We start from the raw sequence: 25,010 nt of genomic DNA, 5'->3' as shown, positions 1-25,010 counted from the left end.
CCAGAAGAACCAGTACTGAAAATTCTCAAGCCAGAAGAACCAGTACTGAAAATTCTCAAGCCAGAAGAACCAGTACTGAAAATTCAGTAGCTAGCAAGCGTCGCAGTTCTAACGTTCTCCAAAAAGGAGATGAAGGTGAAGATGTCAGAATTCTGCAAGAACGATTGCGAATAGCAGGATTTTTCACTGGTAACTCAACAGGGATATACGGTCCTATTACTGAAGAGGCTGTTAAGCGGTTCCAAGATGCTTACAACTTAGCTCCTGATGGAGTCGTCGGATCAGCAACGCTAGCAAAATTACCAGCCCTTGGTCTCGGTTATGGAGATGATGCATCCAGTAAACCACGTATTGCTGGAGACAAACTCCGCTTAGGAGACCGTGGTGAGGCTGTGAGAGTTCTTCAAGAACAATTAATTAAAGCAGGATATTTACAAGGAGAGCCAAACGCTTACTTCGGTCCTAATACCGCAGATGCTGTACGGCGCTTCCAAGAAGATAATTACCTCGCAGCAAGCGGTATTGCTGGTCCAACGACCCGAGCCAAATTGTACAGCTTAGTCAATACTGGTTCCAATAGTGATTTCAGTGTTTTGGAGATTCAAAGACGATTACGGGATCGGGGCTTCTACAAGGGTTCTCTTAACGGTGTGATGGGAAATGAAACAAAACAAGCTATTAGACAAGCCCAACAATTCTACGGTATCAGTCTGAGTGATGTCAGAAGCGGACGCTATTAGCATCCGCTCAGGTGTAGCTACCATCGATACCTAACAGTTTGTTTACCTCCCATGAGAGTAAGTTGACCGCTAGTATTTCCCAAAGTCTTTCAAGCAAAAGCTTTCCAAAATTTTAAAACCTAAGTGCTAGAGTGGCATGAGTGCCCTTTGGCACTTAGGACAAACAGCATGAATTGTCAACTGACAATCGAGCAGTTGAAAACCTTCTTTTTGAGCAGTTTTCGCTCCAATTTTTAAAATCGAGTCGTTTTTGAACTCGATTGTGGTGTTGCACCTGACACAAATCAGGTGATGGTGGTGGTGGGGGTAGGGTTGATTGAGTTCATAATGCTTATGTCCTTCTCCCAGTTCCAACTCTCGCAAGATTCCCATCCGCGCCATCAACTTGAGAGTGCGATAAATAGTCGATAGGCTAATTCCCTCGTTTTCGGTTTCTAGCCTTTCGTAAAGGTCTTCAGCACTGAGGTGTTCTCCTTGCGGAAGTTCTTGAAAAATGTGTAAAATAACCTCGCGCTGGGGTGTTAAACGCCAACCACGTTCATTAAGTTCTGCCTTGAGTGAGGCTGCTGTGTACACTGTCATACTAATTTTTCTCAACAAAGCCCATTAGTTGCGAATATAGCAAAAGTTTGGACTAATTTGCAATAATCCAAGCGTATTGAGAATAATTGCTAAATGTTTAAAGGTAGATGGTAAAACCATGACCACGCAAAAAAGTAGGATCCCCGCCCTGATAGAAGTCGTGGAAAAGGGCTAGCGAAGCTCCCTGCAATTAGATGAAAATAACTTGCCATAAGGAAGCTGCGAAGTTTTGGGAACGGGGATCAAGTTAGTCAACAGTCCAAAGTTAAAAGTCTTTGAGAACAGGTATTTTGCTCTTATGTTAAGAATGTATAATTTTCTTGACTGGTAACAATTGACTATTGACTATCGACTAACTAGCTCAAAGACTCCAAGTAGTCGCGGATGAGATTGCGCCGCTTGGGTTGGCGCAGCTTCTGCAACGCTTTGGACTCAATTTGCCGTACCCGTTCCCGTGATAAATCAAGAGCGCGTCCAATTTCTGCCAATGAGTAAGGATGACCATCAGCCAAACCAAACCGCATCAGAATGACATCGCGCTCACGGCTCGTTAAATCTGCCAGAAGATTGTGCAAGTCTCTTTGTAAAGATTCTCGCATGAGCGTTTGCTCTGGCGTGATGTTATCGGTTTCGAGTAATTCTCCTAACTCTGTGTCTTTGTCCTTACCAACTTTTGTTTCCAAAGAAACGGAACGAGGTACCCGCAAAAGAACTTCCCGCACTTGTGCAGGTGTCATGTCTAGCTCTTGAGCAAGGTCTTCTAAAGTTGGGGTACGACCTTTTTCTTGGGCAATTTTCCGCTGAGCTTTTTTGATTTTGTTCAGCTTTTCTGTAATGTGAACAGGGAGGCGGATAGTACGGCTAGAAGTTGCGATCGCCCGTGTGATTCCTTGACGAATCCACCAGTAAGCGTAAGTACTGAAGCGATAACCTTTGGTAGGGTCAAACTTCTCAACAGCTCGTTCCAAACCAAGAGTTCCTTCTTGGACTAAATCCAATAATTCCAAACCGCGATTTTGATACTTCTTAGCAACAGAGACAACGAGGCGAAGATTAGCCTTAATCATGTGTTCTTTTGCCTGGAGTCCACTGCTTTGAATTTTCTCCAGTTCTTCCACAGTGATCTTGGCAATTTCAGCCCAACGCCGTTTGCCTTGTCCTATGATCTGCTTAAGCTCGAACACCTGTACACCAGCAGTACGAGCCCACCGTTCAAGAGAAGGACGATGTCCTAAGGCGGATGCCAAACGCTCTTGAGTTTCAATCAGCCTCAGATATGGTGCAACGACTTGATCTCCTTGCTCAGCGGCGTCAGACAGAACTATCCGCATCCGCAAGTAGCGCTGGACTTTTTGAGCTTCTGCAACTTCTTCATCCCGTCCTAATAACCGAACGCGACCAATTTCCTGAAGGTATAGACGTACTAAATCTGTGCTGCGTCGGTTAGGTGTAGCTAAGCTTGCAGGGTCAACAGAAGCTATCTCCAGTTCTTCCAGTTCATAAGACGGCAACTCACTTTCATCAATTGTGAGTTCCGGGTCAAAGACCTGCTGGGACTGTTTGCTATTGTAAGCGGCATCTGCGTAAAAAGATGTTGCTGGCATAAAAATTCGTCTCAATGGCTCCAGGTAACAATAGATGACGTTCAGCTAATCAACTGTTGCTATTGTTCCCGTGATTCTTCAAGAACTAACACGGTAGAGGGTGACCTTTAGGTTTTTTTTTCAAAAAACCTTTACTGGTTTTTGTTAACACAGTGCCTCCGAAGGCTCGGTTGCAGTAGCTTTCCCATGAACCAATAGCTATTCAAATTCCCTACTGGGCGTTAAATTGCAAATGACTTAATAAAGATTTGAACCTTTACATATTTTGACTGTCGCTTAGGAAGCAAAGTATAATCATATATCAGTGAAAAGTCCTGTTTTTATATGGATAGTCATATCTACATCGCTGTCTAGGTACTTTCCTGAAGATTTACTAATTTTCCTTCAAAAATGGTTAGTTCTGCGGTGAGGTGTAGGAAAGATGAGGGAGTAAGGGAGTGAGGGAGTGAGGGAGTGAGGGAGGAAGAGACTCCTTATGCGGTACCTTATGAATGAGCGAATTTTGAATTGATTTGCTCCCCTACTCCGGCTTCTTATCTCGCAGCATCAGTTCTAAAAGCCCTTGTCGGGGTGTGATTTCACCCTGAAGTAAACGATAAACTTGTTCGGTAATTGGCATAGGAATGTTTTGCTGCTGAGCTCGCTGTACTAAAACCTGAGTCGTATTAACTCCCTCAGCAGTTCCTTCTAAATGGGCGAGAATTTCTGCTAGTGTTTTACCACCAGCCAACTGGTAGCCAACTTGGTAATTGCGACTCAAGGGACTGTTACAAGTTGCTAACAAATCGCCCAAGCCGGACAAACCGTAAAATGTTTCCATCTTCGCACCCCAATGCACACCGATGCGAACCATTTCTGTCAGCCCACGGGTGACTAAAGCAGCTTTAGCGTTGGTTCCCAACTGCAAACCATCACATACACCAGCGGCGATCGCCATCACATTCTTCAGTGTCCCCCCCAGTTCCACTCCCAAGGGGTCAAAATTGCTGTAAACCCGAAAGCGATCCGAAGAAAACACCACTTGCACAAACTCAGCCGCAGTGGCGACACTGCTAGCAACAACCGTTGCTGCTGGTAATTCCTGTTCTATTTCTTTAGATAAATTGGGACCAGAGAGAACAACCACAGCATGGGTTGGTAAAGCTTCTTGCCAAATATGTGACGGCGTACAAGTCGTTTCTGGGTCTAAGCCCTTCGTCGCCGTTACAAAAATAGTTTCTTCAGAAACGGGTAAAGACTGTATTTGGGTAGCTATAGCTCTTACGCCTTTCATCGACACAGCCGAAAGGACAATATCGGCACCTTGTATGACCTCCGCCAGCGTTTGCGAACTCTGACGCGACCACACGCGCACTTGATGACCATTTGCGATCGCCAGACTAGCAAGAGCCGTCCCCCAAGCACCTGCACCAAGAATTGTGACCAATTTTGAATTAGTCATTAGTCATTAGTCATTAGTCATTAGTTATTAGTCATTAGTTATTAGTCATTAGTCATTAGTCATTAGTCATTTGTCGTTAGTTTCTCCCTCATCTCCCTCATCTCCCTCATCTCCCTCATCTCCCTCACTCCCTCACTCCCTCACTCCGGGGGTAACGCTCCATCAATTGCCTCACTTGCTCAGCATGATATGAGCTTCTTGTCAATGGAGAGGAGACAACTTGTAAAAATCCTAGTTCTTCACCAAAGCTTCTCCAAGCAGCAAATTGCTCTGGGGTGATAAAATCATTTATCTTGAGGTGTTTTTGACTGGGTTGGAGGTATTGCCCAATCGTCAAAATATCGCAATCCACAACTCGCAAATCCCGCATAACCTGGCGGACTTCCTCATCAGTTTCGCCGAGTCCCACCATAATACCGGATTTGGTGTATACCGAAGGAGCAATTTGGCGAGAGCGCTGCAATAATTCGAGCGATCGCTCATAGTTCCCCTGCGGACGCACCCGCCGATACAAACGAGGAACCGTTTCTGTATTATGGTTGAGAACTTCTGGTTGTGCTTGGAGAATCAACTTTAGCGCTTCCCAGTTACCGCACAAGTCAGGAATGAGAACCTCAATAGTGGTTTGGGGTGAGATAGTGCGAATAGCTTCAATACATTTGACAAACTGCAAAGCCCCACCATCTGGCAAGTCATCTCGGTTCACAGAGGTAATCACCACATGATTCAGTTTCATGCGGCGTACCGCTTCTGCCAGTCGTGCTGGTTCTGTGGGGTCTAGAGGTTTGGGTTTTTTCTCAAAGTCAATATCGCAGTAGGGACAGGCACGGGTGCAAGCTGGTCCCATAATTAAAAATGTGGCTGTACCAGCGTTGAAGCACTCACCAATATTTGGACAGGACGCTTCCTCACAAACCGTATTGAGGGCTAAATCCCGCAAAATTTCTTTAACGTTACCAACACGCTCCCACTGAGGCGCTTTTACCCGCAACCAGTCTGGTTTAACAGTCACAATCCGCTTCTACCACTTTATTTGTACATAGTAAATGGTAGCAAGCTTCATCAATTGGTGGATAAATATGCAAACTACTTTCCGATTCATCACTGTTCGTGATATTGTTTATATATTGGAATAATTGTGCCGGGATGTGGCGCAGCTTGGTAGCGCACTTCGTTCGGGACGAAGGGGCCGCTGGTTCGAATCCAGTCATCCCGATTTTTTATTTGGACAGCGACAAATTATGTGTCGGGGAGGTAAGAGCGATGGCTGAAGTTCTTATCCAAGATTTAGATCCTGTAGTGCTTGAGAAGTTAGAGACGCTGGCGAAGAAACACGGGCGATCGCTACAAACTGAGTTAAAAAGCATTCTAGAGGCAGCAGTTCAAGCTGAAACGCCTAAAGCTAGCAAAACGCCGGAAGAATTGGGATGGAGTCCTGGTTTTTTTGACAGGACTGCTGGATGTTTCGAGGATGAACCTTTGGTAAGGTATCCACAGGGCGAACCGCAAGAACGGAACTGGATTGACACTCTCAGGTCTAAAGACACTGAGATTCTGCGGACAGAGTACATTTAGGTAGCGCCCAAAGTCTAACTCTCGCTACGGTTGTCAAAGACCGTCTACCCAGTAAGCCTAAGTCTATGCTTAGATTGCTGGCTACTTTTCTGAGAATATTCGCTGCACCGTTCAGGTCAGCATTAACAACTGAACCATTAGCAGACCGATACAATCCACGCTCAATTCTTTTACCTGATGCTTTCCAGCCTTCTGGCTTTTCGCCATACTTGGGTAGGGAGTCTCCATCTAGATAACTTGCTTTTGAGGTGTAAGATTCTTCGGTTTCTTGAAATCTAATACTGTGCAAATCACACAGTTGTTTTAATCGGTCTTTGAGTTTACCTAAAGGCATTTGAACAAATTTTTGGTTGTTCAGTCTACCCATATTGGCATTAGCCTTAAAACCCTCGTTCCAGCCAATTACTAGTGTTCCAATGCCGTGTTTCACGCAATGGTCAATAATCAGTTTTGCGGCTTTGTTAATTCCATCTCTCATTTGATGGTTGCGCTTACGAGTTGCGCGGTCTAACCAGTTATCCCAGTAAGCTTCCGACTTACCTTCTTTGCGTGTCGATACTTTTTTATTCCATAGTTGATTCATTGCTTTCATTGCACGAGCATCAACTAATAAAGAATTACCCAAGGTATCGACACAAGCCGCAAGGTTATCAGCAGTACCAAGGTCAATAGATAGAGCTTGATTAACATCTAGCTGATGCTTTTGTTTTTCTATCTCGTAAGACATTTCAAGGTAGAAAGCACCATTTTTTGGAAGGATGGTAAACTCTTTAACTTTTGAATAGTCAATATTTGAAGGCATTAAAAGAAAGAATTCAGAGATACCAAACCATCTGTTTACTGTTAAACCTAAAGAGAATCTAAGTTGACCATTGATAAATGTTGGTTTCTGCCCTCCAGAATTGGGGTAGGCAACTTTGAACAATTTTGAACCTTTAAGATAATTCGGCGGTTTTGGCTTAAAGTGTAATTGACCTTTAAGGTACTTCTCCTTCAATTCTTTGAAAGATTTAAACGCTTCAGTCACAGACATTAGTGTTTGTTGCATCGGCGTTGATGGCAAAGACTGAGCAACCATTGTCTTTGCAACTGTTGGTTCAAAAGCTAAATCAAACTTTCGAGTTAGCAGCTTCCCAGTTTTAAAAAAGGTTTGACGTGCGAAATAAACACCATTGTTATACAGCTTACCAGACTGTTGACACAGATACTCTAATAACGCTTTGGTTTCATTGTCAGGAGTTAGCAAAACTTGCTGAACTCCCATTGTTTTCTTTGTTTTAGCCACTGGTTCGACCTCCCAGGATTTTGTTGACTTCCCCATGCTAATCGACTAGAGTGACAGTGTCAATAGGTAGAGAGAGAACAACAGAAAAGTTATGCTAACTCAGGAAGACTACAAAACTCACAACCATGTCAAATTCTTGGTTAACTACCATTTTGTATGGATTCCGAAGCGTAGAAAAAAAGTTTTGGTAGGGGAGATAGCGACAAGGATTAGACAGATTTTTGCAGAACTGGCTATAGAGAAAGGGTGGGATATTTTAGCTTTAGAAGTAGCCCCAGACCATATACATTTATTTGTTAGCGTTAAACCGACAGATACCCCGCATCTTGTGATTAAGTCCTTCAAAGGTCGTTCTAGCTATTACTTGCGTAAAGAGTTTCCACAACTAAAAAAACTGCCGTCACTTTGGACTAGTAGTTATTTTGTAAGTACCGCAGGGAATGTCAGTAGTGAGGCGGTGAGACGTTACATTGAAGACCCACATCACGGATAATATAGAAAATACCACGGCGACTAAAGTCGTTTCTCCTGCGGAGACGCTGCGCGAACGTGTCGCTTCCCTCTCAGCACTCAAGTGACTGAGTTTCCCGCATCCCGCGAAGTCTTATGAGAGTAGCAAGCGGACAAATTGTGCTAACTACCTCATCCCCCATCTTCCACTGCGCCCAAAGCTTTGAGCGTCGCTTTCTGAGCTTCCGTTAAACCCATAACTCCAGTAATATTCATACCTTCGTAAAGTTTTGGAATTATTAAAGTTTTTAAGCACTCACCTGTTTTGACATCCCAAAGTTTGATCGTCTCATCTTCACTACCACTGGCGAGAGTTTGACCATCAGGACTGAAGGCGACTGACCATACCCGACTGGTATGCCCTTCCAAGGTGTTAAGACATTTACCATCACGAATATCCCATAAGTTCACTGTTTCGTTTTCAGTGCCACTAGCCAGAGTTCGACCGTCGGGACTGAAGGCGACTGACCTTACTCGATAGCTATGTCCTTTCCTATCTTGTTTCAAGGTATTGAAGCACGTAGCGTCACGAACATCCCATAACTTTACTGTTTGGTCATCACTGGCACTAGCCAGAGTTTGACCAATCTCCTTCGCAGACGCTGCGCGAACGGGACTGAAAGCAACTGACCATACCCAATTGGTGTGTCCTTCCAAGGTTTTGAGGCAATTACCGTTACGAACATCCCATAACTTCACTGTTTGGTCTTCACTACCGCTAGCCAGAGTTTGACCATTGGGACTGAAGGCGACTGACCGTACCGGACTGGTATGCCCTTCCAAGGTGTTAAGACACTTACCATCACGAACATCCCATAATTTGACTGTTTGGTCTTCACTGGCAGTCGCAAGAATTTGACCAAACTCCTTCAATAACTCTTCTCGAAAGGGACTGAAGGCGACTGACCGTACCCAATTGCTATGTCCTTTCAAGGTATTGAAGCACCTACCGTCACGAACATCCCATAATTTGACTGTTCGGTCGTCACTACTACTAGCCAGAGTTTGACCATCAGGACTGAAAGCAACTGACCATACCCGACTGGTATGCCCTTGCAAAGTTTTGAGGCACTTACCGTCACGAATATCCCATAACTTCACTGTTTGGTCATCACTGCCACTAGCCAAAGTTTGACCATCGGGACTGAAGGCGACTGACCATACCCGACTGGTATACCCTTGCAAGGTTTTAAGACACTTATCATCACGAATATCCCATAACTTCACTGTTTGGTTTTCAGTGCCACTAGCCAGAGTTCGACCGTCGGGACTGAAGGCAACTGACCTTACTCGATTGCTATGTCCTGGCAAGGTTTTGAAGCACCTACCGTTACGAACATCCCATAACTTCACTGTTTGGTCATCACTGCCACTAGCCAAAGTTTGACCATCGGGACTGAAGGCAACTGACCATACCCAATTGGTGTGTCCTTGCAAGGTTTTGAGGTACTTACCGTCACGAACATCCCATAACTTCACTGTTTGGTCTTCACTACCGCTAGCCAGAGTTTGACCATCGGGACTGAAGGCGACTGACCATACCCGACTGGTATGCCCTTGTAAGGTTTTTAGGCAACTCCCATCACGAACATCCCATAACTTTATTGTTTGGTCATCACTACCACTAGCCAGAGTTTGACCATCGGCACTGAAGGCGACTGACCATACCCAATCGGTATGCCCTTCTAAGGTTTTAAGACATTTACCATCACGAACATCCCATAACTTTACTGTTTTGTCGTCACTACTACTGGCTAGAGTTTGACCATTGGGACTGAAGGCAACTGACCATACCCGATTGGTGTGTCCTTGCTCTCCTTGCAAGGTTTTGAAGCACCTACCGTCACGAACATCCCATAACTTTACTGTTCGGTCATCACTGCCAATCGCCAGAGTTTGACCATCAGGACTAAAGGCGACCGACCGTACTGGACTGATATGTTCCAAGGTCAAAAACAATCTACCATGTGCGACTTGCCATAAGTGAGTTTTACCATCAACACCACCTGTAGCTAAAAGTTTTCCGTTAGGGCTAAATGCTACCGATGAAATACCAACCAATTTTTCCGAAAAAATAGATTTAGATAAATTGGCATTGGTGAAATTGGCATTCTGCAAATTTACCCCTTGTAAATAGGCTTGCCAAATACTCAGATTAGAAAAGTCATAATTATTTAAACTAGCTTGGATATGACAAAGCGTGTTCAAAACATTTCCACCTGCATACCCTGCTTCTGGTGGAGATGTTTTTTGCAGTTTCGCTAAAATTTGAGTTAGCTTGTCTTTAAGATTTTCCGAATTTCTAAAAACAGTTATTAACCTATCTGTAATTGGCTTTAGTATGATCTCGATTTGAGTATTCCTAATATAATCTTTTGCAGTTGCTTCAATCAAAGCATGACTCATGAATAATGCTAGTTCACCAGTGATTATTTCTTGACAAACTTGTTCAACGAGTAGGTCAATTATGTACTCCATAACCACTGGCTGGAGCGTAAAAAGTGCTGCACTTTTCTCAATTAAAGAACGCCGTCGCAGCGATTCTAGAGCCTCCAGTAGAGCCTCCAGTAATTTCCTTTTTGGCAATGGACGCACAATAACATCTAGCAAATCTAAAAGCGAAACTGGATCACGCTTAATTGCTAGCCAGTACATAATTTCTCTTTCTAATTCTGACAAACGCTCAAACTGCTGATCTAATAAATTTCGAGTGTCACCTAAAATGATCTCTCCTTCATTTAGAAAGGTAGCAATATCTCCGCCAAAGAACTCTCGAATTGACTCAGAGACTAACTTTAATGCCAAGGGATTGCCTGAATATTTGTTAACTAGCTCTTTCCATTCTCCCTCCAACCCAGTCAAGCCTTTATCCTTGAAAATTTCTTGTGCTTCTGTTGGTTTCAAGCCATCTAATGGAAGCGACCTGACGGGTGAGCCTTTTGCCTCCAAAAGTGCAAATTCTTTCGGTTTTTCGCGAGAGGTTAGTACCAAACAGCTTTGATGACGTTCTTCTCCTACTCGTCTTAATAACTCACCATAACCTTCATATCCTTCTCTATATTCCCCAGCGCGTTCCCCGGCTTGCAAAATCGTTTCAGCATTATCTAGTACTAAAAGGTTCCGGTGCTTGTGTAAATAATTAATCAGTAGCGTAATTCTATCGTTTACGTTTTCCGGTAAATCACTTTCCTGCTCATTAGACAAAAATCGGATCAGATTCGCCAGCATCTCTTCGATAGGTGGGGCATTGCGGAGACTTCGCCAAATAAAGTACTCAAACTTATTTTTAACCTCGTCTGCCAGCTTCACAGACAAAGTTGTTTTGCCGATTCCTCCCATACCCAATAGTGCCACTAGTAGGCAGTTATCCTTGACAATCCACTGCTTCAGCGTAGACAGTTCTATTTTCCGTCCGTAGAAGACACTATGGATACTAGGTGCTTCACCCCAATCTTGACGGCTAGTAGCGGTTATTACTTTATATTCTTCCCTAACTAGAGGTTGTGAGGGTTGGATTGCCTGCAATTGCTGGTTCCCAGTTCGCTCCAGTACACCCTGAAGAGTATTTTTAGTAACTTTTTCACCTAACACCTTGGAAAGGAGCTTCCATAACTCAGGGGCAACATTTCGCTGAATGTGGTCAAAATCACAGCGGTTATAGCAGTCCTTGTCCTTGTAAATCTCCTTGTAACTTTTACCTTGCCAAGCTCCCTTGAATATAGCCCTTTGCAGATCATTCAATCGTTTTGTTTCCTTCTCAAAAACTAAGTCATCTGCAATCCTCAGTGCTTCTTCAGCGTCCATGATTGGCAAAAGGTAAAAATTTACTTTCTATTCTAAACTGAAGTTCAGGAAAGTTCAGTTTTATTGGCTTGACTACTAATCCTTGATTTCGCTGACTTGTGGGTTCTTGGCTTGGGCAATCAGAATGTGGGTATGGGTTGAGTAAACCCACTTTGAAGTTACAAAACAACATTGAGCCAAGCAATATGCAACACAAAGCAAAATCCCAAAAGCAAGACCCTAACCATAAAGTCCCTATTTTAGACCGTATCGTAGCCGCATTTGCAATCATCGCCTCGATTGCTCAAGTAATAGGGGTGGTTGTCCAAATCGCTGAGTACATAAACAACCAATCAGAGCCGCATTCTATAGAGGTAACCCACAGCAACAGTCCAAAAATAACTCAGGCAAAGCAGTCCCGTAGATAGTCCACGTCTCCTCTTTAGTAAGCAAGCGATCGCTAATTCTTACAATCCAAGCGCAGATGCTTGCAAACAGCGATCGCCTCTAAAATATAAGTATGCTTTCAACTCAAACACAACTATTACGACTTTCGCAAGGACAACTCAACCTCTTAGAACGTTGTCCCCGTCAATTTCAACACACCTACCTAGAACAACTCCATTCTCCCGCAGATCCAGAACATGAGGAACGGCAGACTTTAGGAAGCCGCTTTCACTTGCTGATGCAACAGCGAGAAATGGGTTTACCGATTGATACTTTCCTACAAGAGGATACCCAACTGCAAAGCTGGATGACAGCTTTCGCCAATGCAGCACCAGAAATTTTAACACCTGCACCTGGTAGCCATTTCCGTGAAAGCGAACACTACCGCACTCTGCAAGTTCAAGACTATTTGCTCACGGTTATCTATGATTTATTGATTGCAGATAACCAACAAGCACAAATTCTGGATTGGAAAACTTATCCGAAACCGCCCAATAAACGCAAGTTGGAACAAAACTGGCAGACACGTCTTTACCTGTATGTATTAGCTGAAACCAGCGATTATCTGCCAGAAAATATTTCTATGACTTACTGGTTTGTCCAATCCGAAGGCAAACCGCAAAGTATTAAATTTAGTTACAACACTCTTAAGCACCAGCAAACAGCAAAGAGACTGAATCAACTCCTGAGTCAATTAACACATTGGCTGGAACGTTACTACCAAGGAGTACCATTTCCGCAAGAACCAGAAGGTAGCAAAGCCTGCGATTACTGTCAGTATACAAGGCGGTGCGATCGCTTGCAAGCCTCTCCTGAACAGATATCTACCGCAAACTCTCCGACAGCGGTAGACACGAACCTACTGAATCTAGCTAGCATTCAAGAAGTGATGCTGTAAATTGCAGATAACTTCTTGCTTATAATTTTATGCAATTTGATGATACTGAAGCGGTTTATGTCCGCGAATTAGGAATAGATGACATAGCCCCTGTCTATCACTTGGGGGAAGAGTTATTTACGAGCGATTTATACCCCTATTTATATCGTTGCTGGGACGAGTGGGAGGTGATAGGGCTTTACAACACTGATCCAGAATACTGTCTTGTTGCAGAAGTTGATGAGCAACTAGCAGGATTCATATTAGGAACTATTATTACCAAAGCAACCTGGACTTACGGATACATTCTCTGGTTAGGAGTCAGTCCTAAATTTCAGCGTTGCGGTGTGGGAGACAAGCTGGTTGATAAGGTCATTGGACGCATGATTGAAGATGGGGCGCGTTTCATGCTGGTAGACACTGATCCAGCAAATGTTCCCGCCGTAAAGTTTTTCAACCGTAAGGGTTTTGGTAATGTTCGCCAGCATGTTTTCTTGTCGATGAATTTAAGCAGACACGACTACTATGGCAGACTGATTGAATACGAACACCAAAAAGCTGAAAGGGCGGGTTACAAGCGTTCTCGTCCTGCAATGCGACCACGCAACAAGTCGGATGGAGTTGTTAGTGAAGTCGCCCTAAATACTTTGGTGAGTGATCACTCCTCGGAAGAACAAGCGCCGGTTTAATCAACTTACTGCCAAAATCATAATTTAGTATTTGGAACCGCTGATGTAGACGCCGGAGGGTGGCTTCCCGTAGGGTACGCAGGTGCACGCAGATAAATCATTTGTATTCATCTGTGTCCATCTGTACGGCAGTTGCTATCTCCTCCGGAGACGCTACGCGAACAACGGGGGGAACCCCCGCAACGCACTGCCTTGTCCATCTGTGGTTTTATTTCTCACAACTCGGTTTTTGTTCATAGATATCTTAATCTCCAATGTCAGAACAACAGTGGACTCTCGCGACAACTGAACAACCCCCAGAATGGTTCATCCAAGCTGTGAAGCAATATACACCCACATCAGGTGCACTTTTTGCTGCACAATTGTTGTGGCAACGAGGAATACGAGAAAAACCACAATTAGCGGCTTTTGTCAATACAAAAACTTATCAACCTGCAAGTCCGTTTGAGTTTGGGCAAGAAATGCATCTGGCGGTGGAACGGTTGCAACAAGCACGAGACGCTGGTGAAAAAGTTGCCATTTGGGGAGACTTTGACGCTGATGGTATCACTTCTACTGCTGTCCTGTGGGATGGTTTGGGACAATTTTTTACCCAAAACACGCAGCTAATTTACTACATTCCCAATCGACTAACAGAATCCCACGGGCTGAACTGTCAAGGAATTGAGAAGCTGGCAAAACAAGGTTTTCAGTTAATTGTGACTTGCGATACTGGCAGTACAAATATTAGTGAAATTATTTATGCGGATCAGCTAGGTATAGATGTTATAGTGACAGACCACCACACTTTACCTCCAGAACGTCCACCCGTAACGGCAATTATTAACCCCCGCTATTTGCCAGAAACACATCAGCTATTTCATCTTTCTGGGGTGGCGGTGGCTTACAAGTTGGTGGAAGCTTTTTATCAAATGCCAAATATCCCGCAACAACCGCTACAGGATTTATTAGATTTAGTGGCGGTTGGGTTAATTGCTGACTTAGTGCAGTTGAGTGGAGATTGTCGCTACTTGGCACAATTGGGAATTGGGCGACTCCAAGAGGATTTTAAAAAACCACCAGGAGAAAGACGCCGTCCGGGAGTCGGGCGATTGTTGGAATTGTGCCAGAAAAGTGGCGATCGCCCCACAGATATTTCCTTCGGTTTGGGTCCACGAATTAACGCTGTCAGCCGCATTCAAGGCGATGCTTCTTTTTGCGTGGAATTACTGACAAGCCGCGACCAAAAGCGTGTCAAGGAACTTGCAGAAGTCACAGAATTAGCAAACACCCGTCGCAAATCTTTACAAAAAGATGTTGCTTACCAAGTCGCGCAAAAGCTCTCCAAAATGGACTTATCAACCACTAGCGTCATCGTTTTGGAAGACCCTCAATGGGCTGTTGGCGTCTTGGGGTTAGTCGCTGGACAAGTCGCACAAGAGACAGGACGCCCGACGATTTTGTTAAGTACAGAGGGAGTGGGGGCTGGGGAAGAATCTTCCCAATCACCAATCCCTAATCCCCAATCCCTAGCCCGTGGTTCAGCGCGTTCGGTGAATTCGGTCGATTTATATCAATTGGTAAAAGACCAGGCACATTTGTTACATCGTTTTGGCGGACATCCCTATGCAGCAGGGTTAAGTCTCCCAGTAGAAAATATTCCATTATTTACAGAGGCGATTAACCAAAAGTTGCGCCAATCTTTGGGAGGTGCAACTTTGACACCAACTGTACAAGCAGACTTGGCTGTCACAGTCGCAGACTTGGGGAAAGAGTTATTTTTGGAACTGAAACTACTAGAACCTTGTGGAATGGGAAACCCAGTTCCAAAACTTTTGATTGAAAACTGCTGGTTTGAAAATGCTTGGCATCGCAATCAACAAGATTCGCAGGGGAAAAAGGTACAGTACATAAAAGCCGAGTTTGACATTCGGGATGATTCGACGAGAAGCCCTTTTCCTGGTGTGTGGTGGGGACATTATAAGGATGAGTTACCTCTAGGAAGATGTGATTGTATCGCTGAACTGGACTACAACACCTTTAAAAAACGCTATGAAATCCGACTGATAGCCGTCCGTTCGCGTCAGCAATCAGCAATCAACAATCAGCAAGCAGCACTTATACTAGACTGGCGCAACCCATTATTAGAAAAAGACTCAGGACTCAGTACTCAGGACTTAGCACTTGTCATTAAAGATTGTCCAACCAGTTGGGACGATTTACGGGTTTGGTTGAGGCGATCGCTTCACAACCAACAACCCTTGGCGCTGGCTTGGTCTAAACCCGCCCCCAAATCACCAGAACAAATTTGGCTTACTCTTGTGGGAATTGCCAAATATCTCAGTCGTACAAATCAGACAGTTACCCGCGTCCAGTTATTGGAAAAATTGGGTATCAGCGACCAAGCCTTACTTTTAGGGTTAAGAGGTTTAAAATATATGGGTTTCAAAATCTCACGCCAAGACCGTATGTTGGTTTTCACTCAGCATTCGATTATTGAACCAATGGCGGAAGCTGCTGTGGAAAAATTTTTAGCTGCTGTTCGGGAAGAACAATTTCAGCAACAGTATTTCGCCGATGTACCCTTATCTACAATTGAGGCGATGGCGCAAGCGTCCGCTTAAGGAGCGATCGTCTGAATATGCCCATCATTATTTCTGAATTCAAACTGTTTACATCTGATTCAAAGCTTCGATTTCGTCTTCCGTCAGCTTGATTGAAGCTGCTGCAATATTTTCTTCAAGGTGGGCAATTGTTGTCGTTCCTGGAATTAAAATGATATTCTTAGCACGATGTAACAACCACGCCAAAGCAATTTGATTTGGTTTCACACCATGACGATTGGCAATTAGAGCCAAAATCCCTTGTGCGTTTGCTAATGGTGCGCCTTGCTTGAGGGGATGTGCGCCAAGTGAACCGTAGGGGATAAATGCGATCGCGTGTTTGGTGCAGTAATCCAAAACATCTTCATTATCACGTTCGCTGATGCCAAAGCGGTTTTGCACAGAAGCAATTGGAACTATCCGCTGCGCTTGTTCAATTTGGGCGATCGTGACATTGGATAGTCCTACATGACGAATTTTACCTTCTGACTTCAAAGTCGCTAGCATTCCTACTGATTCCGTAAAAGGGACTTTAGGGTCAGGACGATGCAGTTGATACAGGTCAATTTGGTCTAACTTAAGCCTTTGCAAACTGGCTTCACAACCGCGCCGCAAATTTTCTGGTCTTCCGTCGGCGCGAATGTCATCCGGTGCAGGTTTGTTGATACCACCTTTAGTGCCAATGACTACACCATTTGTGTAGGGATGCAGTGCAGAAGCAATTAATTCTTCATTAAGACCAGGACCGTAAGCTTCGGCTGTATCGATAAAATTAATACCCAGTTTCACCGCACGACACAGGAGTTTTTGACCGCCTTCCCAATCCGAATAGGGACCAAAATTTCCAGGCTGTCCTGTCAGTCGCATCGCACCGTAACCCAGACGGTTAACCCTTAACTCGTCTCCAATTTGAAAAGTACCAATTGGTGCATCAATTTTTACAGTATTGTCCGTCATAATCTTTTACCGCTGTTTGTGTTGGTGAATGACTTGACTTATTTGAGGGAACTTGGGTGGATACTCAATCGCCCAAACCCTTAATTTTTCGGGAAGTGCTGCACGCACGCCCAAAGAAACAGAACGCCTCAGTTCAAACCGGACTTACGCATAGAGCAACTCACAGTTTTGCTGGGTTGGTAATAGCCCATGTGCTTGTTTAATCAGGTCTGAGGCGCGTTCAGCAATCATTATGATTGCTGCTTGCACGTGTCCATTAATAACTGAAGGCTGACTACGAATTAAGATTTTTTGATAGGACCAGAAAATTCAATGACGTTACCGTTGTTGTCTAGAACAAAGCCGAGACGACGCTGCAGCGGTGGATAATCATAAGCAGGGGAGAATGTTGGAACGCCACGTCGCTTGAGTTCAGCAAGTACAGCGTCCACATCGTCTACTCGGAAACACAAATGTCGCAAGCCTTGTGTCTGCGTATGCTCCGCGACAGTCTTTGGAGTAGCAACGGCTTTTTGGGGTGTACCGCCACCAAGAATCTCGATGCGAAAGGCGTTAAGTTCTAAGTAAGCAAGGTCAACACCAGGAAGAGAGGGTTCTTTCCATCGAATCACTTCTTTGAAACCGAGTTTATCTTTATACCACTGCATTGTTGATTCAAAATTGGAAACTCGCAGCATCACATGGTCAGCCTTGATGGAGTTGATTGCAGTAGTGGAACTCGGCTCTGCTGCTAGTAGACTTGTTTGAGGTGTTTTGAAATACTGGATGGAAGTTAATGAAAGACCAGCAGCGATCGCTAAAGTTACTGACACCGGATGAAAGAGATTTTTAATCATCTTTGCAATTCCTTTGGCTAATCAAAATATAGGCACAATGGCGCTAGTATGTTTTTGGTTCAATAAATTTCAATGGTTCTGAAAACTCGATAACATTCCCGTTGTTATCTTTGATGAAACCAACTCGCACACCAATATTGGGATAATCTGCGGCTGATACAAATGTCTGCACACCGCGTTGTTTTAATTCGCTAAGTGCAGCATCTACATCATCAACACGAAAACAAAAATGACCGATACCTGTTGTGCGTAGAGCTTCTTCAAAATTTGAAGGATTAGGCATTCCAGAACGTGATTGAGTACTTCCAACTATCTCAATTCGGAATCCGTAGACGTTGAGATAAGCTAATTTTAAATCTGGTAGTTGGTCTACAGTCCATTCTTTTTCAACAGTTGCATCAAGCTTTTGTTGATACCATTGCACCGTTTCTTCATAATTAGGCACAGTCAACATGATATGGTCTATACGCATAGAAGCCAGACCATTGCGGCTAGAAATATCAAGTGCTGACATAACAACCTCCTTTGCTACTAAAATCGCCTGATTATTGCTATTTATTATTTGGATAAAGCCAATTGTGAAATAATGCCATCAATCTAGGCATCACAATATAAGTCATTAAATAAACCAGTACCCCTGTGAGCAAGAGTGTCCGTATCGGTAGTGGGAGAAGACTCAGATGTTTACCAAACAACAGAAAGATACCAGTAATGAGAGGATAAATTGCCAACCAAGTCAGTAAAAATACTTTGTAGCGAGGTGGTTTGTTGTGCCCAGTTACCCGTGCGTACTTTTGTGTTTTGACCACACGGTGCTTTTTCAGTATGTACATCAAGCGATTTACCCAGTGCAACCTTTTTTGAGTCTGAAGCATAATCTTTCACCCCCCTCTAAATATTTTAACGTTACGTTTCGTAATTAATTTAAGGCGAAATAATCAGGCGTGTCAAGTAGGGGGGAAAGAAATTTTTTAGTGACTTACCAAGGTCAAACTTAGAACTGCTAATACTTTCTGGGTTTTGTCGTTATTATTGTATTAACGATACGTTGCGTAAATAAAACTATCGGGAGAGAGAGCTATGCAAAAGGTAGTAGGAAAAACAACGGCAATTCAGTCGCGAGGTAGAGGACGACCACGCTCTGACGAAGCTCATCAAAATATTTTGCACGCCGCTTATGAACTCTTGATGGAAGTGGGGTATGCTCAGTTAACGATTGAAGGGGTTGCAGCGCGTGCGGGTGTCGGGAAACCAACCATTTATCGACGATGGTCAAGCAAAGCGCGTCTTGTTATGGACGCTTTTTTGGCTGCAGTTAACCCAGAACTCTCTTTTCCCGATACGGGTTCGGTAAAGGAGGATATTAAGCAGCAAATGCACAAGTTAGTCAAAATAATGAACACTCCACGAGGACAAGTTATTGCAACGCTGATTGGTGGAGGACAAACCGACCCGGAAATCATTTCGGCGTTCCGAGCTAATTGGTTATCACCACGTCGATTAGATTGTAGTCAGGTGATTCAAAAAGGTATAGAACGCGGGGAACTACGCTCTGATATTGATATTGAAGCGGTAATTGACGCGCTTTACAGTCCCCTGTTTTATCGTCTGCTGTTGAAACACGCACCGTTAACTGAAGATTTTGTTGATGAGTTAATTAATATAGTCATGCCAGGACTGAATGGTTATGCAAAACTTTGACTTGAGTAAGGAAAAATTTACTCCCAAATTCGACCTTGACGTTCGCATTTGAAACGCCGATTCTGCCAAAAGTCCATATTCACCTCTGTTAATCTCATAACATAGGCGCATTTCGGCTGAATAATCGGACTTAACCCTGCCCATAACAAACTACGCGTGACATCTAATCCAGTTTTCAGCCAAGACTCCTGATTACCCGGAACACCTTGCTCTTGAACAATGTCTGTTTCCACCCAAATACCATGAACACCAAAAAGAATTTGTGCCATCCATTTAGCTCGCGGTACGTGTGTTGGGGAAGTAATCAGCTTCACCTTGTGTACTCCCCAACGGCGGAGGATGGGAATACTGTAGTAAAAATTACCAAAAGTAGAATCCGCGCACTTTTCCAACCAAACATTTTGCATGAAATCTGGCGCTTGCCGTTGAAAAATCAGCCAAATACAGGGGTCGGGAGAACCTCGAGAAATTAAAATAGGCGTTTGCGGGTATTGTTTTGCCAAATCGGCAACATAAATTTCCCGACTAATGCTACCACCTAGGACAAAAAAGGCATCTATCTGTTTGGAAGATGCAGAAATAATGGTTATAGTGTTAACAATCAGGCAGACAACTACCACAAAACACAGCCCAAAAGTTAATCTTTGTAAAAATTGCCACCTTCTTCGCAATTGCTTTGACACTGAACTGGGTTGAGTGTTTGTCACTTTAGGTTTCATAAGGTACTCAATACAAGCTTTTTTTCCGAAAGTTGGCAACACTAGTTGAGCCAGCTAAGTGCTATCTTAGAAAGTAATATTGAATGCTTAGATGGCACTGATGAAAGCGCCACAAGGTGGCAGTAAGCTTGCGGGAGAAGTAAGCTAGAGTTAAAAAGCTGCCTCTTGGAGTATGCAGTATTCTCAAGAAACATCAAGGAAAAATGATGCAAAAAGTCTAGTTGAGAAGAAAAACCTATAAATTCCTGGAAAGCCACATTGCTACACTGTCAACAACACTATTATTCCAGCTAATATACATGAATCGATCTGCGAAACGTTACTCGCCGCTCCAAGTAGCCTTTCTTAGCGGAGCAATCGCCTCAACCGCTACATTGTCCGCTCTTGGTCCAGTTTGGTGTCGCTCTGTACGTGCAGCTCTGCAAGATAGCCCGAAAGCAACACTTGACCAAGTCTGGCAACTAGTGAATCGTGAATATGTAGATGGCTCATTTAACAAACAAGATTGGCTAGCAGTGAGGCAGACTCTGCTCAGTAAAGACTACACTTCCCGTGAAGAAGCATACACTGCTATCCGCCAAGCCTTAGAAAAGTTGGGAGACCCTTACACTCGGTTTATGGATCCCAAACAGTTTGAGGCTCTAACCAACCAAACATCTGGTGAAGTCACTGGAATTGGCATTCGGATGGAATTGAACGAGCAAACTAAAAAGCTCACGATTATCGAAGCTATAGAAAATTCCCCTGCATTAAAAGCAGGTATTAAAGCTGGGGATTGGATTGAGGCGATTGACGGCAAACCCACGAGCCAAATGAAAGTGGAAGATGCGTCAAAGCTGATTCGCGGCAAAGCAGGTACTAAGTTGAATTTGCGGCTAGGAAGAAATGGGCAGAGTGCTTTTGATGTGAATCTGACACGGGCAAGTATTGAAGTGCCAACAGTGCGTTACAGCTTGAAGCAAGAAGGCGATCGCCGCATTGGTTATATCCGCCTGCGTGAGTTCAGTGCCCATGCTGCAACTCAAATGCGACGAGCTATCAGCGATTTGAATGCTAAGCAAGTCGATGGGTTTGTATTGGATCTGCGTAGCAACCCAGGCGGTTTGTTGCAGTCGAGCATTGAAATTGCCCGGATGTGGATGGATAACGGTGCAATTGTCAAGACAGTGGATCGTAAGGGAGGAAGTGAAGAAACCAAGGCAAATCGCACTGCCCTTACAAAACGCCCCTTGGCAATACTAGTAGATAACAATTCAGCGAGTGCTAGCGAAATCCTCACAGGCGCACTTAAAGATAATAACCGAGCAGTCGTTGTTGGCGGTCAAACCTTTGGCAAAGCTTTAGTACAGTCAGTTCATGAACTGCCAGATGGTTCCGGCGTCGCAATCACCATTGCCCATTACTACACTCCTAAGGGAACAGATATCAATCATAAAGGAATTGCGCCAGATATCAAATTAGAACTGACACAGGCACAACAGCGTCAACTCGCCGCAAATCAAAATTTGCTGGGAACTCAGAATGATCCTCAATACGCACGTGCGCTAGCAGCTCTATCTAGCAACAACTTTGCTCAACCCCCTCAGCAAAATCGACCGTTGCAACAACCGATGAGCAATAGCTCAGTAGATTTAAAATTTTAAGATTTAAAATTTTAGCTGAGCTTCCAGATATTGGATTGGGAATGCTGGACAGAAATTAGGAATTATCAATCATGAATGCTGAATCATAAAAAATTCATAATTTATAATTCATAATTCATAATTTTTATTCATCTATCCCTAATCCAAAATCTTAAACATATGAATAATGAATCGATTGAGATAACCACCGCCAACAGCTTCTTACCAAAGGTATCCGTGGTTGTCCCTATTTATAACGGTGAGGCAGATTTACCAGAGTTAATCTCTTGTCTATCGGCTCAAACTTACCCAAAACACCAGGTAGAGTATTTGCTGGTGGACAATAATAGTGGCGATCGCACTTTTGCCTTACTTCAACAAGCTGCTGAAAATAGCGAAATCACAATTCGTCCCCAGAGCGAAAACCAAATCCAAAGCTCCTATGCCGCCCGCAACGCTGGCATTCGTGCCGCAACTGGTGAGATACTTGCCTTTACCGATGCAGATTGTCGTCCACAGCCCGAATGGTTAAATGCATTAATCGCACCTTTTGTCAAGCAACATGTGGTGATTGTCGCCGGTGAGATTGTGGCACTACCAGGAAAAACACTGCTAGAACAACATGCAGACCGTCAAGACACCCTATCGCAAAAACACACTCTTGCCCATCCTTTCTGTCCTTACGGTCAAACAGCGAATTTAGCCATACGACGGCAAGCTTTGGAACAAGCAGGTTTGTTTCGTCCTTACCTAACCAGCGGTGGGGATGCTGATATCTGTTGGCGAATTTTGCAGCAAAACATGGGACGTTTGGAATTTGCCCCTAATGCAGTTGTCAAGCACCGCCACCGCGCCACACTCAAAGAACTAGAAAGTCAATGGCGGCGCTACGGGCGCTCAAATCGCTATTTGCATGAACTCCACGGTGTGGATTTGATGCGCGACACTACGCTCACCGAATGCTTCTACCGCTTAGGACGCTGGGTGTTGAAGGAATTGCCAAGGGACAGTGTCAAAGCATTAGCAGGTAAAGCCAGCCTTGTAGATTTATTGAGTACCCCTATCGGATTGTACAATGCTCGGGCGCGTACTGCTGGGCAACGCGAAGCCAAATTGCCAGAGAACGCCAAAATAATTGAATGGCTGTGCTGAGTGTCACTCAAGTTCGCTAAATTGGAGAAAAGTCGCGCAAAGGGAAACGGTAAATGGCAGCACAATTGTTACTGGTAGATGATGAGCCGGGATTGCGTGAAGCCGTAAAAGACTATTTGCAAGAAAGCGGTTTTAGCGTTCAAGTTGCCAGTAACGCCCGAGAGGGGTGGGAGTTGGTGCAGCAAAACACACCAGACTTAGTGATTTCTGATATTATGATGCCACAGGTGGATGGCTACCAGTTCCTCAAGCAACTGCGAGACGATCCCCGCTTCCGATCGCTACCAGTGATATTTCTCACTGCAAAGGGCATGACGACTGATCGCATCCAAGGTTATCAAGCTGGTGTTGATGCCTATATACCCAAGCCCTTCGATCCAGATGAACTGGTGGCTGTTGTGGGAAATTTACTCGAACGCCGCGCCGCTAGAACTCCAGCGCCAACTGAAGAAGGTGAAGCGCCAGATATTACTGAACTCGCGAATCAGATTGCCCAAATTAAAGCTTTGTTAACTCAAAAAAATGCAATAAATCAATCTCCAGCGCCGTTTGCGATTGACTTGACGCCCAGAGAACAAAGTGTTTTAAACTTGGTGGCTGAGGGGTTGATGAATAAAGAAATCGCTCGTCGTTTAGAGACAAGCGTTCGTAATGTAGAAAAGTATGTCAGCCGTTTGTTCAGTAAAACGGGTACCAATAGCCGTACAGAGTTAGTTCGCTTTGCTTTAGAACACGGTCTAGCAAAGTAGTTATGAACAAATAAGGCACAAGTGAATCATCGCTTTGCTTGTGCCTTGTACCTTTCTATTTTGTTCTTCTTTCTATTTTCTTGTTTAAGGTCTCGGATCACCTATAACGACTTTGATGTCTAGTTTTTCCCACTGCTACCCTGACAGACGAAGCTCAACATTTCCACGGAATCAGTTCAGGGTTAGCTAACCATACTTAAGTGATTCAAAAATGGCAAAATTTACTGTCTACGCTGACGCTCTCTGTTTTTGCTGAACTTACTCAGCCTCGTGGAAGTATACGTCCAAGTCTACCAAAAAAATTTCGGTCTTATTCAAGCTCCTTCAATTTGACGAGGAATAATGTGGATAGAGCAATGACCGCTCAAAATTTTCTGGTGAAGTCTATAGATAATATTTTGCCTAACATTTCAGTTATTTTTGTTCACAGCAGTCAACGTACTACAGGGAGAAACGGGAATTTTTCGATTTCCTCAATCAATAGGGAATCACTTTTGATACAGTAAACAAAGTTTGTTACCTTACAAATTCACCTTGTAAAACTGTTTTGGTAATAAAAACTTATTTCTAGATTACTGTATTAACCAGTTAAACACAAGATTTCTCTAGATTTTTGTTTGAGTGTCAATAAACCCCGCTTAGAAGCAAGGCATAAATGCAACATTTAGTAGGCACCCATTTGTTTGGGTAATGCTAAGGACTAATGCAAGCCCCAGCGCTATGGTTCGGTTAGTTAAGCAAGCCAAGTCATTATTAGAACAAATCACCAAATCGGCAAACGAACACTAAATCTGATACTCTATGCTCGACACACTCTTTGCCACTGCTAGGGTGACAACAATTTTAACTATTGACTAACTTCAGCTGAGTTGCGTAAGCGCATGAGCTGACGTCTCATTTGCGGTGATGCTTTTAACTCAGAAACTTCTTGCGCCTTAACACTCGCTTGTAAAGTCTCTAAAAAGTCGTCAGACCCCTCGGTCAAAGCGTCTAGCAGTACCTGCAAAAGTTGGTCGCGATCGCTCAACAGACTTTTTTCCTCTATCAACCGGAATTTTAGATGTATTTCGCACTCATAAACACCTACATCGACACTATTCACCTGCCGTGGTAATGCTTCAAAGTTCATAGTATTTTGGCTTCCTTGTACTAGGTGGTA

At 43.9% G+C, this 25,010-nt stretch carries 23 protein-coding genes and 1 tRNA gene; 12 read left to right on the top strand and 12 right to left on the bottom strand.

Annotation, left to right across the window (positions count from 1 at the left end; translation table 11 throughout):
* Positions 1 to 740: peptidoglycan-binding domain-containing protein (locus ACM0OZ_RS25110; RefSeq protein WP_414585544.1), on the top strand; the 740-nt coding region annotated here is incomplete at its 5' end.
* A gap of 126 nt (positions 741 to 866) precedes the next feature.
* On the opposite strand, the gene ACM0OZ_RS25105 is transcribed toward ACM0OZ_RS25110, so the two are convergent.
* From ACM0OZ_RS25105 to lipA, 4 genes are all read right to left on the bottom strand, one after another.
* Positions 867 to 1,322, bottom strand: a complete 456-nt coding sequence (locus ACM0OZ_RS25105) for a Fur family transcriptional regulator (protein ID WP_096566494.1) — start codon at positions 1,320 to 1,322, stop codon at positions 867 to 869.
* A 356-nt stretch (positions 1,323 to 1,678) separates the two neighbouring features.
* Positions 1,679 to 2,926, bottom strand: coding sequence for an RNA polymerase sigma factor SigC (gene sigC / locus ACM0OZ_RS25100; protein ID WP_414585543.1), 1,248 nt, complete (start codon positions 2,924 to 2,926; stop codon positions 1,679 to 1,681).
* 520 nt (positions 2,927 to 3,446) lie between these two features.
* Positions 3,447 to 4,367, bottom strand: a complete 921-nt coding sequence (locus ACM0OZ_RS25095; protein ID WP_414585542.1) for an NAD(P)H-dependent glycerol-3-phosphate dehydrogenase — start codon at positions 4,365 to 4,367, stop codon at positions 3,447 to 3,449.
* Positions 4,368 to 4,491: 124 nt separating this feature from the next.
* On the bottom strand, positions 4,492 to 5,379 hold the full coding sequence (lipA, locus tag ACM0OZ_RS25090) for a lipoyl synthase (protein WP_414585541.1): 888 nt from the start codon (positions 5,377 to 5,379) through the stop codon (positions 4,492 to 4,494).
* Between the two features lie 130 nt (positions 5,380 to 5,509).
* Between lipA and ACM0OZ_RS25085 the strand changes: the two genes are divergently transcribed.
* Both ACM0OZ_RS25085 and ACM0OZ_RS25080 read left to right on the top strand, forming a co-directional pair.
* Positions 5,510 to 5,583: transfer RNA gene (locus ACM0OZ_RS25085), tRNA-Pro, on the top strand.
* Positions 5,584 to 5,630: 47 nt separating this feature from the next.
* Positions 5,631 to 5,942: a FitA-like ribbon-helix-helix domain-containing protein gene (locus ACM0OZ_RS25080; RefSeq protein WP_414585540.1), complete on the top strand. Its 312-nt coding sequence runs from the start codon at positions 5,631 to 5,633 to the stop codon at positions 5,940 to 5,942.
* Here ACM0OZ_RS25080 and ACM0OZ_RS25075 read toward each other — a convergent pair.
* Positions 5,905 to 7,206, bottom strand: coding sequence for an RNA-guided endonuclease InsQ/TnpB family protein (locus ACM0OZ_RS25075; protein ID WP_414585550.1), 1,302 nt, complete (start codon positions 7,204 to 7,206; stop codon positions 5,905 to 5,907). The genes ACM0OZ_RS25080 and ACM0OZ_RS25075 overlap by 38 nt on opposite strands.
* Before the next feature lie 112 nt (positions 7,207 to 7,318).
* On the opposite strand from ACM0OZ_RS25075, the gene tnpA reads away from it, so the two are divergent.
* Positions 7,319 to 7,720 (top strand): IS200/IS605 family transposase, encoded by a 402-nt coding sequence (gene tnpA, locus ACM0OZ_RS25070; protein ID WP_414585539.1) that lies wholly within the window; start codon positions 7,319 to 7,321, stop codon positions 7,718 to 7,720.
* A gap of 149 nt (positions 7,721 to 7,869) precedes the next feature.
* Here tnpA and ACM0OZ_RS25065 read toward each other — a convergent pair whose 3' ends face one another.
* Positions 7,870 to 11,541 carry an NB-ARC domain-containing protein gene (locus ACM0OZ_RS25065; RefSeq protein WP_414585538.1) on the bottom strand — a complete coding sequence of 1,224 codons (3,672 nt, stop codon included), beginning with the start codon at positions 11,539 to 11,541 and terminating at the stop codon, positions 7,870 to 7,872.
* 98 nt (positions 11,542 to 11,639) lie between these two features.
* On the opposite strand from ACM0OZ_RS25065, the gene ACM0OZ_RS25060 reads away from it, so the two are divergent.
* From ACM0OZ_RS25060 to recJ, 4 genes are all read left to right on the top strand, one after another.
* Positions 11,640 to 11,948: a hypothetical protein gene (locus ACM0OZ_RS25060; RefSeq protein WP_414585537.1), complete on the top strand. Its 309-nt coding sequence runs from the start codon at positions 11,640 to 11,642 to the stop codon at positions 11,946 to 11,948.
* A 92-nt stretch (positions 11,949 to 12,040) separates the two neighbouring features.
* Positions 12,041 to 12,865 (top strand): PD-(D/E)XK nuclease family protein, encoded by an 825-nt coding sequence (locus tag ACM0OZ_RS25055; protein WP_414585536.1) that lies wholly within the window; start codon positions 12,041 to 12,043, stop codon positions 12,863 to 12,865.
* 29 nt (positions 12,866 to 12,894) lie between these two features.
* On the top strand, positions 12,895 to 13,533 hold the full coding sequence (locus tag ACM0OZ_RS25050) for a GNAT family N-acetyltransferase (RefSeq protein ID WP_414585535.1): 639 nt from the start codon (positions 12,895 to 12,897) through the stop codon (positions 13,531 to 13,533).
* A 254-nt stretch (positions 13,534 to 13,787) separates the two neighbouring features.
* Positions 13,788 to 16,136, top strand: coding sequence for a single-stranded-DNA-specific exonuclease RecJ (gene recJ / locus ACM0OZ_RS25045; RefSeq protein ID WP_414585534.1), 2,349 nt, complete (start codon positions 13,788 to 13,790; stop codon positions 16,134 to 16,136).
* A gap of 48 nt (positions 16,137 to 16,184) precedes the next feature.
* Here recJ and ACM0OZ_RS25040 read toward each other — a convergent pair whose 3' ends face one another.
* From ACM0OZ_RS25040 to ACM0OZ_RS25025, 4 genes are all read right to left on the bottom strand, one after another.
* Complete coding sequence (locus ACM0OZ_RS25040) at positions 16,185 to 17,072, bottom strand: aldo/keto reductase (protein WP_414585533.1); 888 nt, start codon at positions 17,070 to 17,072, stop codon at positions 16,185 to 16,187.
* A gap of 281 nt (positions 17,073 to 17,353) precedes the next feature.
* Complete coding sequence (locus ACM0OZ_RS25035; protein WP_414585532.1) at positions 17,354 to 17,908, bottom strand: VOC family protein; 555 nt, start codon at positions 17,906 to 17,908, stop codon at positions 17,354 to 17,356.
* A 43-nt stretch (positions 17,909 to 17,951) separates the two neighbouring features.
* Positions 17,952 to 18,422 (bottom strand): VOC family protein, encoded by a 471-nt coding sequence (locus ACM0OZ_RS25030; RefSeq protein ID WP_414585531.1) that lies wholly within the window; start codon positions 18,420 to 18,422, stop codon positions 17,952 to 17,954.
* Positions 18,423 to 18,459: 37 nt separating this feature from the next.
* Complete coding sequence (locus ACM0OZ_RS25025) at positions 18,460 to 18,783, bottom strand: hypothetical protein (protein WP_414585530.1); 324 nt, start codon at positions 18,781 to 18,783, stop codon at positions 18,460 to 18,462.
* Between the two features lie 205 nt (positions 18,784 to 18,988).
* Between ACM0OZ_RS25025 and ACM0OZ_RS25020 the strand changes: the two genes are divergently transcribed.
* Positions 18,989 to 19,609, top strand: coding sequence for a TetR/AcrR family transcriptional regulator (locus ACM0OZ_RS25020; RefSeq protein WP_414585529.1), 621 nt, complete (start codon positions 18,989 to 18,991; stop codon positions 19,607 to 19,609).
* 17 nt (positions 19,610 to 19,626) lie between these two features.
* Here the strand turns inward: ACM0OZ_RS25020 and ACM0OZ_RS25015 are convergent, their stop codons facing one another.
* Positions 19,627 to 20,328, bottom strand: coding sequence for a YdcF family protein (locus ACM0OZ_RS25015; RefSeq protein WP_414585528.1), 702 nt, complete (start codon positions 20,326 to 20,328; stop codon positions 19,627 to 19,629).
* A 299-nt stretch (positions 20,329 to 20,627) separates the two neighbouring features.
* Between ACM0OZ_RS25015 and ctpB the strand changes: the two genes are divergently transcribed.
* The 3 genes from ctpB to ACM0OZ_RS25000 all read left to right on the top strand — a co-directional run bounded on the left by ctpB (position 20,628) and on the right by ACM0OZ_RS25000 (position 23,851).
* Positions 20,628 to 21,971 carry a carboxyl-terminal processing protease CtpB gene (ctpB, locus tag ACM0OZ_RS25010; protein WP_414585527.1) on the top strand — a complete coding sequence of 448 codons (1,344 nt, stop codon included), beginning with the start codon at positions 20,628 to 20,630 and terminating at the stop codon, positions 21,969 to 21,971.
* A 159-nt stretch (positions 21,972 to 22,130) separates the two neighbouring features.
* The gene (locus ACM0OZ_RS25005; protein ID WP_414585526.1) at positions 22,131 to 23,102 is read left to right on the top strand and encodes a glycosyltransferase; all 972 of its coding nucleotides are present in this window, start codon (positions 22,131 to 22,133) and stop codon (positions 23,100 to 23,102) included.
* Positions 23,103 to 23,155: 53 nt separating this feature from the next.
* Positions 23,156 to 23,851: a response regulator transcription factor gene (locus ACM0OZ_RS25000; RefSeq protein WP_041040594.1), complete on the top strand. Its 696-nt coding sequence runs from the start codon at positions 23,156 to 23,158 to the stop codon at positions 23,849 to 23,851.
* Positions 23,852 to 24,698: 847 nt separating this feature from the next.
* Here the strand turns inward: ACM0OZ_RS25000 and ACM0OZ_RS24995 are convergent.
* A complete protein-coding gene (locus ACM0OZ_RS24995) occupies positions 24,699 to 24,980 on the bottom strand; it encodes an Npun_R1517 family heterocyst differentiation transcriptional regulator (protein WP_414585525.1) in 282 nt (93 codons plus the stop codon).
* Positions 24,981 to 25,010: the final 30 nt, after the last annotated feature.

This window comes from Scytonema sp. PCC 10023 (genome assembly GCF_963920835.1).
GTDB lineage: Bacteria > Cyanobacteriota > Cyanobacteriia > Cyanobacteriales > Nostocaceae > Kalymmatonema.
The sequence above is the reverse complement of the archived record's forward strand: the minus strand, read 5'-3'. Positions and strand labels throughout refer to the sequence as shown.